The organism is Streptomyces sp. NRRL S-1813, assembly GCF_000719605.1.
GTDB lineage: Bacteria > Actinomycetota > Actinomycetes > Streptomycetales > Streptomycetaceae > Streptomyces > Streptomyces decoyicus.
On record NZ_JOHB01000002.1, the window covers coordinates 522,243 to 530,783 of the forward strand.

At 70.5% G+C, this 8,541-nt stretch carries 6 protein-coding genes; 3 read left to right on the forward strand and 3 right to left on the reverse strand.

The window, feature by feature from the left end; translation table 11 throughout:
- Position 1: 1 nt before the first annotated feature.
- From IF67_RS0107100 to IF67_RS0107110, 3 genes are all read right to left on the reverse strand, one after another.
- On the reverse strand, positions 2-1,336 hold the full coding sequence (locus IF67_RS0107100; RefSeq protein WP_030983210.1) for an ABC transporter substrate-binding protein: 1,335 nt from the start codon (positions 1,334-1,336) through the stop codon (positions 2-4).
- 51 nt (positions 1,337-1,387) lie between these two features.
- On the reverse strand, positions 1,388-3,187 hold the full coding sequence (locus tag IF67_RS0107105) for a glycoside hydrolase family 13 protein (RefSeq protein WP_030983212.1): 1,800 nt from the start codon (positions 3,185-3,187) through the stop codon (positions 1,388-1,390).
- A gap of 207 nt (positions 3,188-3,394) precedes the next feature.
- Positions 3,395-4,666 (reverse strand): ABC transporter substrate-binding protein, encoded by a 1,272-nt coding sequence (locus tag IF67_RS0107110; protein WP_030983214.1) that lies wholly within the window; start codon positions 4,664-4,666, stop codon positions 3,395-3,397.
- A gap of 172 nt (positions 4,667-4,838) precedes the next feature.
- Here IF67_RS0107110 and IF67_RS0107115 point away from each other — a divergent pair, with 172 nt between their 5' ends.
- From IF67_RS0107115 to IF67_RS0107125, 3 genes are read left to right on the forward strand one after another with little or no spacing between them, the layout of a single operon-like run.
- Positions 4,839-5,345, forward strand: coding sequence for a PadR family transcriptional regulator (locus IF67_RS0107115; RefSeq protein WP_030983216.1), 507 nt, complete (start codon positions 4,839-4,841; stop codon positions 5,343-5,345).
- Positions 5,342-6,103 (forward strand): ABC transporter ATP-binding protein, encoded by a 762-nt coding sequence (locus IF67_RS0107120; RefSeq protein WP_030983218.1) that lies wholly within the window; start codon positions 5,342-5,344, stop codon positions 6,101-6,103. The genes IF67_RS0107115 and IF67_RS0107120 overlap by 4 nt, the downstream gene beginning before the upstream one ends.
- Before the next feature lie 3 nt (positions 6,104-6,106).
- A complete protein-coding gene (locus IF67_RS0107125) occupies positions 6,107-8,446 on the forward strand; it encodes an ABC transporter permease (RefSeq protein ID WP_030983220.1) in 2,340 nt (779 codons plus the stop codon).
- The last annotated feature ends 95 nt before the right edge of the window (positions 8,447-8,541 follow it).

Consider the following 8,541-nt stretch of genomic DNA (forward strand, 5'->3'; position numbering starts at 1 on the left):
CTTACTTTCCGTATGCCTTGGCGGCGGCGGCCTCGAGCTTGTGGGCCGTGCCCTTGGGGTCCGAGGGGTCGCGCAGGAAGTCCTGGAGCAGCTTCCACTCGCCGGCTCCCTGGGTGCCGCCGAACGCCGCGGGGGCCTGGTCGGACATGTCGAAGCGCACGGAGTTGCCGGCGTCGGTCAGCGACGTGGCGGCCTTGCGGGCGACCTCGTCGTGGTACGCGTCCGCGGGCACCTTCTTGTTGGGCGAGATGTAGCCGCCCGCCTTGGCCCAGACACCGGACGCCTCGGGAGTGGCCAGGTACTTCACCAGCTCCATCGCGGCCTTCTTGTTCTTCCCGGCCTTGAGCACCACCGCGGCGTCGCCGCCGCTGACCACCGGCGCCTTGCCGCCGTCGACCGCGGGGAAGGGGAAGAACTTGGCGTCCTTGCCGACCTCCTTGTGGAGCTCATCGGTGACCAGCGCACTGACGAAGTCACCCTCGTAGACCATGGCCGCCTTCGGTTCCGGGCCGAAGACCTGCTGGACGGACTCGGGGAAGTCGGTGCGCAGTGCGCCCGAACCGCCGCCCGCCACCAGGCTCTTGTCGCTGAACAGCTTGCCGAGCGCGGTGAGCGCCTTGACCACGCTGGGGTCCGTCCACGGGATCTTGTGGGCGGCGAGCTTGTCGTACTTCTCCTGACCGGCCTGGGAGAGGTAGACGTTCTCGAACCAGTCGGTCAGCGGCCAGCCGGCCTCGCCCGCGACGGAAAACGCCGGCACACCCGAGTCGGACAGCGTACGGCCCGACGTCAGCAGCTCCTGGTACGTCTTCGCGGGCGTGACCCCGGCCTGGGTGAACGCCTCCGGGCTGTACCAGACCGTCGACTTGTGCGAGGCCTTGAAGTACAGGCCGTAGTAGGTCTTGTCGACCGTGCCGTAGTCCTTCCACACCTGCGCGAAGTTCTTCTCGGCCTCGGCACCGACCTCCGCCGACAGGGGCGCGAGCCAGCCCTTCTTGGCGAACTGCTGGAGCACACCGACCTGGGGGACCATCACCACATCGGGGGCGTTGCCGCCTTCGACCTGGCTGCCGATGACCGTCGAGACGTTGTCGCCGGTGGAGGAGAAGGTGACCTTCGCGCCGGTCTTCTCGGAGAACGCGTCCAGGACCTTCTTGAAATTCTGCTGTTCCACGCCGGTCCAGACGCCCGCCACGCTCACGGTCTGGCCGTTGAGTTCCTGCTTCTTGCCACCGGCGGACACGTTGCCGCCGCATGCGGTGGCGCAGAGCGCCAGACCGAGCACGGCGGCGCCGGACACGGCGGCTCGGGTGTGTCGTACTGCGGGTCGTCTCATCGTGGGTTCCCTTCGGAGGACTAGCGGGGAGGGGGCTGTGGAGAGGTGGGGCTATCGGGGGGCGGGAGCGTGCATCCACCAGGCGGCGGTGGAGCCCGGGAGCGTTCCTGCGGGGCAGTCGCCGCTCGCCAGCAGCGGGGTGCCGGGTACGGGGGCCGGCACCGGTTCGGTGCCGAAGTTGATGGCGCAGACCAGGCCGTCGCCACGGACGAACGCCAGGACCTGGGGCGGCGACTCCAGCCAGCGCAGGGTGCCTTCGCCGAGCTGCGGAAGACTGCGGCGCAGCGCCAGCCCTTCGCGGTACAGGTGCCAGAACGACCGGGTGTCGGCCAGCGCCCGGTCCGTGGCGTGATCGGCGAACCACGCGGGCTGCGGCAGCCATGGCCGCGCCGCGTCGGTACCGGACGTGAAGCCGAACGGGGAGGCGTGCCCGGACCAGGGCAGCGGCACCCGGCAGCCGTCGCGGATGTGCTCCCGGCTGCCCGTACGGTGGTAGATCGGGTCGGTGAGGACCTCGTCGGGCAGGTCGACGACCTCCGGCAGGCCCAGTTCCTCGCCCTGGTAGATGTACGCGGCGCCGGGCAGCGCCAGCATCAGCAGGGCGGCCGCGCGGGCGCGTGCCGGGCCCAGCCCTCCCTCGGACTCTTCCCCGGCTGCCGCTGGGGCTGCCTCCAGGGCGGTGCTCCGGGCCCTGCCGCCGGGTTCGGTCGCGTACCGGGTGACGGTGCGGACCTGGTCGTGGTTGTTGAGCACCCAGGTGACCGTGGAGCCGGTGCCCGCGATGTCGGTCAGCGCCTCGGAGATGACCCGGCGGAAGGTGTCGACGTCCCAGAGCGCGGTCAGCAGGTGGAAGAAGAACGCCTGGTGCAGCTCGTCCGAGCGGACGTACGCGGCCTGCTCGCTCGGTGTCCGTACGGATACCTCGCCGACCAGCAGCCGGTCATGGCCGTCGCGCGCCGTGTACTCCTCGCACAGGGCACGCCAGTCGCGCCACACCTGGTGCACCTCGGGCTGGTTCCAGGCCAGCGGATTGACCGAGTCGCGGGTCCGCTCGTCGGCCGCCGGGTCGGGGGAGTCGGGGAGCTCGGGGTGTTTGAACAGCCCGGCGGCCACGTCGATACGGAAGCCGTCGACACCGCGGTCCAGCCAGAAGCGCAGCACCTGGTCGAAGTCGGCGGCCACGGCGGGGTTGCGCCAGTTCAGGTCGGGCTGCTCGGGCGTGAACATGTGGAGGTACCACTGGCCCTCCGTGCCGTCCTCCTCCTTGATCCGGGACCAGGCGGGCCCGCCGAACATCGCCCGCCAGTTGTTGGGCGGCAGTTCACCGGCCTCCCCGCGCCCGTCGGCGAAGTGGAACAGCGACCGTGCCGGGCTGCCCGGAACGTCCGCCAGCGCGGCCCGGAACCACGGGTGCTCGCTGGAGCAGTGGTTGGGGACGATGTCCAGGAGCAGCTTCAGACCCAGCCGGTGGGCGTCGGCCACCAGGAGGTCGAACTCGGCGAGGTCGCCGTATACGGGGTCCACATCGCGGTAGTCCGCGACGTCGTAGCCGTGGTCGTGCTGGGGGGAGGGGTAGAAGGGGCTGAGCCAGATGCCGTCCACCCCGAGCTTCTTGAGGTAGGGCAACCCGGTGCGGACGCCGGCCAGATCGCCGATGCCGTCGCCGGTGCTGTCGAGGAAGCTGCGGACGTAGACCTGGTAGATCACCGCGTCGCGCCACCAGCGCTGTGCCGAGTCCTGGGACGGGGTCCCGGTGGCGGCCGGTGAGAGCGCGGGGGAGGCCGGACCGGTGGGGGTGGGGGAGGGCGTGGAGTCGGCGGAGGAGCCGTTCCCTGCCGTGGCTATGAGCATCTGCCGTGATCCCGTTCTTGCATGGGCATGCCGTGCGGCTGCAATCGCTGTTATGCATGCATGTTAAGTAGGTGTGTCGTTCGAGTGTCAACGAAATGGTCAAAAGTCGCTGTGAGATGCCCGGATTTATGGGAGATTGGGTGGCCAGCCTGTACCTAACAAGTAACTAGGGCAGCCGGAGAGGGAACTGCTGACAGCCGCGAGGGGTCAGCCGCGGCCGACGATGGCCCGCAACTCCCTCGTCAGCCGCGCGACGGTGGCATCCGTGCTCCGGCGATGGAGCAGCGCGTCATGCATGACCGCCTGAACCGCCAGGCTCACCTGGTCGTAATGCGGGCTCTTGAGGCGCGGCTTGGCCGCCAGGACGCCCCGCTTGAGCGTCGGCAGGTACGGGAAGCGACGCACCAGTTCCGGATCCGAGTACAGGTCGGCCCACACCGGTGGCAGTGCGCCCTCGGTGAGCACCCGGCGCTGCACCGACTCGGTCGTCAGATAGGAGATCAGCTCGGTGGCCGTCTTCTGGTGCCGCGACTGCGCGTTGACCGCAAGATTGGAGCCGCCCAGCGCGCTGGAGCCCGGTCCGTCAGGACCCGGCAGCGGCACCGCGCCGAACTTTCCCGCCACCTTCGACGACCGGGCGTTGGCCAGCGCGTAGGCATACGGCCAGTTCCGCAGGAACAGCAGTCGGCCGTCCTGGAAGGCCTTGCGGGACTCCTCTTCCTTGTATGTCAGCGCCCGCTGCGGGATCCAGCCCTCGCGTACCCCGTCGAGCAGAAAGGACAGGCCACGGCGGGCCGCGGGGGAGTCCACCGTCACGCGCGCGCCTTCGCCGGCGAGCACCGTGCCGCCCGCCGACTGGACGGCCTCGCCGACATTGGCGGTCAGCCCCTCGTACGGCAGGAACTGGCCCGCGTAACCGTCCATCCCGTACTTGGGCGCGACCGTCTTCGCCAGTTGCTCCAGCTCGGCCCAGGTGCGGGGCGGCCGCGCACCTTCACGGGCGAGCACGTCCTTGCGGTAGTAGAGCAGCCCGGCGTTGGTGACATACGGGACCGCGTAGAGCCGCCCCCGGAAGGTGGCGGTGTCCACGACGGGAGGAAGGAAGCGCTTCAGCGGGAACTGCGCACTGTTCACGGGCTTGATCCAGCCCGCGGCCGCGAACTCCGACGTCCATGCCACGTCGATGTTCAGCACATCGAAGCGGTCGCTGTGGGAGCGCAGCTCCGTGACCATCTGGGCGCGGACCTCGTCGGCCGCGTCCGGCAGCTCGACCAGCGTCACCTTCTCGCGTGGGTGGCGGTCGTTCCAGCCGTCGAGGACACCCCGCAGGTAGCCCGTGAGGTCGCCGCCCGTCACCAGGGTGACAGGGCCCCGTCCGTCCGGACCGACGGCCGGCTCCCCGGCCCGCGCACCGGCCTGGCCCGCGAACAGCAAGGAGCAGACCAGCAGAGCCCTTCCCGCGGCACGCTTCCACCGCATGGGCTCCTCCTCATACCAGGCGTCGACGGGACACTGGACCGACAGCCCGCCCCATGTATACCTGTTAGCCATGCGGGATACTAGATGCAGCAGGAAGATGCGACGGCGACCCGGCTCACAGTCGGATGCGTCCAGATGACGGTCAACTAGGGCGGGGAGGGAGAGGGAGAGCGTGCGGCTGCCACTCCTGGCGCTGTTGGTCAGCGGCCCCGCACACGGCTACGAACTCAAACAGGCCCTTGAGAACCTTCTGGGCGCGGCATACCCTCAGCCTAACGTCGGCCAGATCTACGTCACCCTGGGCAGGCTGGAGAAAGCGGGCCTGATCGCGGGGGAGGACGTCGAGCAGTCGGACCGCCCGAACAAGCGCATCTACCGGATCACCGAGGCGGGACGCGAGACGGTGGACGTCTGGTTCGAGGAATCCACCGCCGAACCACGGGTACGGGACGAATTCTTCATGAAGCTCGCCCTGGCCCCCCACACCGGGACCGCAGACCAGATCGCCCTGATCAACAAGCAGCGCCGCCACTACCTCAACACCATGCGTGACCTGTCGAAACTCGCGGCGGGCGAGGACCGGGACAACCGGGTCGCGCAACTGCTGATAGAGGGCGCGATGCTGCATCTACAGGCGGATCTCGACTGGCTGGAGCGCTGTCAAGAGGAGTTGGAATGAACCGGGACGAGCCGTCCGGCCCGATAGTCCGGGCAGCCGGCCTGGTCAAGACCCACCGGCCGGAAGGCGCCGCCCCCGTGCCCGCGGTGCGGGGCGTCGACCTGTCCATCGAACGCGGTGAGTTCGTCGCCGTCACCGGGCCCTCGGGAGCCGGCAAATCCACTCTGCTGCATCTCCTCGGCGGCCTCGACCGGCCCGACAGCGGTGCACTCTGGCTCGACGGCCGCCAGGTCGACGGCTACAGCGAGGCACGCTGGGCGGAGCTGCGCCGCCACCACATCGGCATCGTCTTCCAGTTCTTCAACCTGGTCTCGAACCTCAGCGTCGCCGACAATGTCGAACTCCCCGCACTGCTGGCCGGCAGGTCCCCCCGGCGGGCCCGCACCGACCGGGCGGAACTGCTCGACGAACTGGGCCTGACGGGCAAGGAGAACTGCACTCCGGGCGAGCTGTCCGGCGGCGAACAGCAGCGCGTCGCCCTGGCCCGCGCCCTGGTCAACACCCCCAGCCTGCTGCTCGCCGACGAACCCGCCGGAAGCCTCGACAGCAAGGGCACCAGGGAGGTGCTGCGGCTGCTGGCCCGCTTCCACCAGCGCGGCCAGACGATCTTGTTGGTCACCCATGACGCCAGAATGGCCAGCGCCGCGGACCGGGTGATCAGCTTCTACGACGGCCAGGTGGCCGACGACGCTCACCTCGGCGGCAGCCGGAACCGCCCCGCGGCCGGTGTGGCCGACGTACTCAAGCTCAAGGGCTGACCCGTGCGAGCAGCGGCACGCTGGACACAGGCGCACCTGAGAGCACACCGACCGGCCGCGGTCCTCATCGTGCTGGCCACCGCCGGGATCACCATCTCGCTGTTGCTGGCCACCGCGCTGTTCGCTTATGCGACCGACCCCTGGCAACGGGTCTTCACCCAGTCCTCCGGCGCCCATGTATGGATCCACACCCAAGCCGGCACCGCCGCCGGGTCGCTCGCCGAACTGGACGAGGTGCGGGCCACCTCAGGACCGTTCCGTACGGTCCGCACCACCGCGAGCCTCCAGCCCGGCGGCGCCAAGGCGACGGTGGAGCTGCGCGGTGCGGCTAAGCGCCCCGCCACCGCGACGCCCCAGATCGTGGCGGGCCGCTGGCTCGACGCGGGCGCCGATACGGGGGCCACCAAGGGCATCGTGCTGGACAGCTCGGTCGCCCGCGCGATGTGGGCGAAGCCGGGCGACACCCTCGCGCTGAGCGGGATCCCGGCACATCTGCGAGTGGTGGGCGTCGCGGACACCGCCGAGGTCGCCTTCCGCGCGGGCGAGTCCCCGGGAGTCGGCTGGGTGCTCCCCGAGACCCTCGCCGCCTCCGACGCGGGCCGCGACCAGCGCGGCCGCACCATGGGCCTCCAGCTCACCGACCCCGCGGACACGGACTACGTCGTCCAGCGGGCGGTCACCCGGCTCGGCGCCGATCAGATCACCGATGTCTCCACCTGGCGGCAGGCCAAGGCCGAAGCCGAGGGGGACAACCAACTCCTCGGACGGCTGCTCGGCCTCTTCGGACTCGGCGCGCTGCTCGCCGCCGCCCTGGCGGTGGGCGGCGCCATCAGCACCCGGATCCGCGGACATCTGCGGGACATCTCGGTCCTCAAGGCCATCGGGTTCACGCCGGGTCAGGTGGTCCGGATGTTCCTCGCGCTCCACCTCGGCCTGGCGCTGCTGGGCGTCGCCCTCGGGGCACTGCTCACCCAGGGGCTCGGCACGCTGGTCCCCGGCCGGATCGGCGAAGCGATGGCCCTGTGGCACCGGCTTCCCGAGCACACCTGGCTGCCCTTGGTGATCTCCGGCGGCGTGGTGGTCTTCATCGGCTCGGCGACCTGTCTGGCCGCCTGGCGTGCCGGGCGGGTACCACCGGTGCCCGTCGCCCGTGCCGCCGCCGTCACCGGCAGCCGGACGTCCGGCCTCACCCGGCGGGCACTCGGACTGCGGGTCCCACCGGCCCTGGTCCTCGGCTGGCGCGGTGCCTTCCACCGCCCGCTGCGCTCCTCGGCAGCAGTGGCACGGCTGGCCGTCCCGCTGCTGCTCATCACCATCGCGCTGGGCACCTGGACCACCCTGGACCGCTTCACCTCCCACCCCGGGAACGTCGGCCTGCCCGCCGCTCTCACCGCACGTTCCGACACCCTCGGCGACGGGGAGCTAAGCCAACTCCTCACCTCCAGGCCACGGATGAAGGCCTACCCCGGCGCCGAGGAACAGGCGCTCGTACCGGGGCAAACCGGGACAATCACCCTGCGCGGGCTCGGCACGGACACCCAGCCGTACCCCTTCGCCGTCGTGGAAGGCCGCGCCGCCCACGGCCCCGATGAAGCGGTCGCCGGACAGGGCCTGCTGGAACTCCTCGACGCACACGTCGGCGACTGGGTCCGGATGACCGTCGCCGGCCGCCCTTACGTCCTCCACATCGTCGGCCGCAACATCGAAACCGCCGACGCCGGCCGGGTCATCTCCACCAGCCTGGACACCCTGCGCGACGGCGACACCGCCGACGGCACACCCTCCGGCCCGCACCCGCCCCGCCCGGACTTCTACAACCTGGTCCTGAACCACGGTGCCGATCCCGGCGCCGTACGCGACGCGCTGACCGAGGCGTCCGCGGGCCGTCTCGAAGTGCGCGAGGTCCCCAACCCCGCCGACCAGCTGTCGGCGGTCCGTGCCGTCAGCATCGGCCTGATGGCGGTGCTGATCCTGATCGGGCTGGCGGAACTGGCGACGACGGTCGGTGCCGCCGTACGCGACCGCAGTCGTGACCTGCTCGCCCTCAAGGCCGTCGGCCTCACTCCCCGCCAGATCACCGCGGTCATCGTCTCGGCCACCGCCTTCGTCACGCTCGCCGCCGCGCTGGCCGGCACGGCGCTGGGCCTGCTCGCCTCCGAGTGGCTGATCAACCTCCAGGGCCGCACCAGCGGCTGGGGGACCGGCATCGCCCAGCGTCCCGCCACGGGCATGCTGCTGCTGGTCATTGCCGTCGCGGTGACGATCGCCGCAATCGCCTCGGCCCTGCCGGCCGCCCGCGCGGTGCGGCGCCGGCTCGCGGATTCGGCCAGCGCTCAGCTCTAGGTGTATTGCCCTGTGAGGTTGGGGACGCGGCTGGCGGGTGGTTTGCCTGCGAGCGCGGTGTGTCCGCGGTGGTGATTGTAGGTATGCAGCCATTG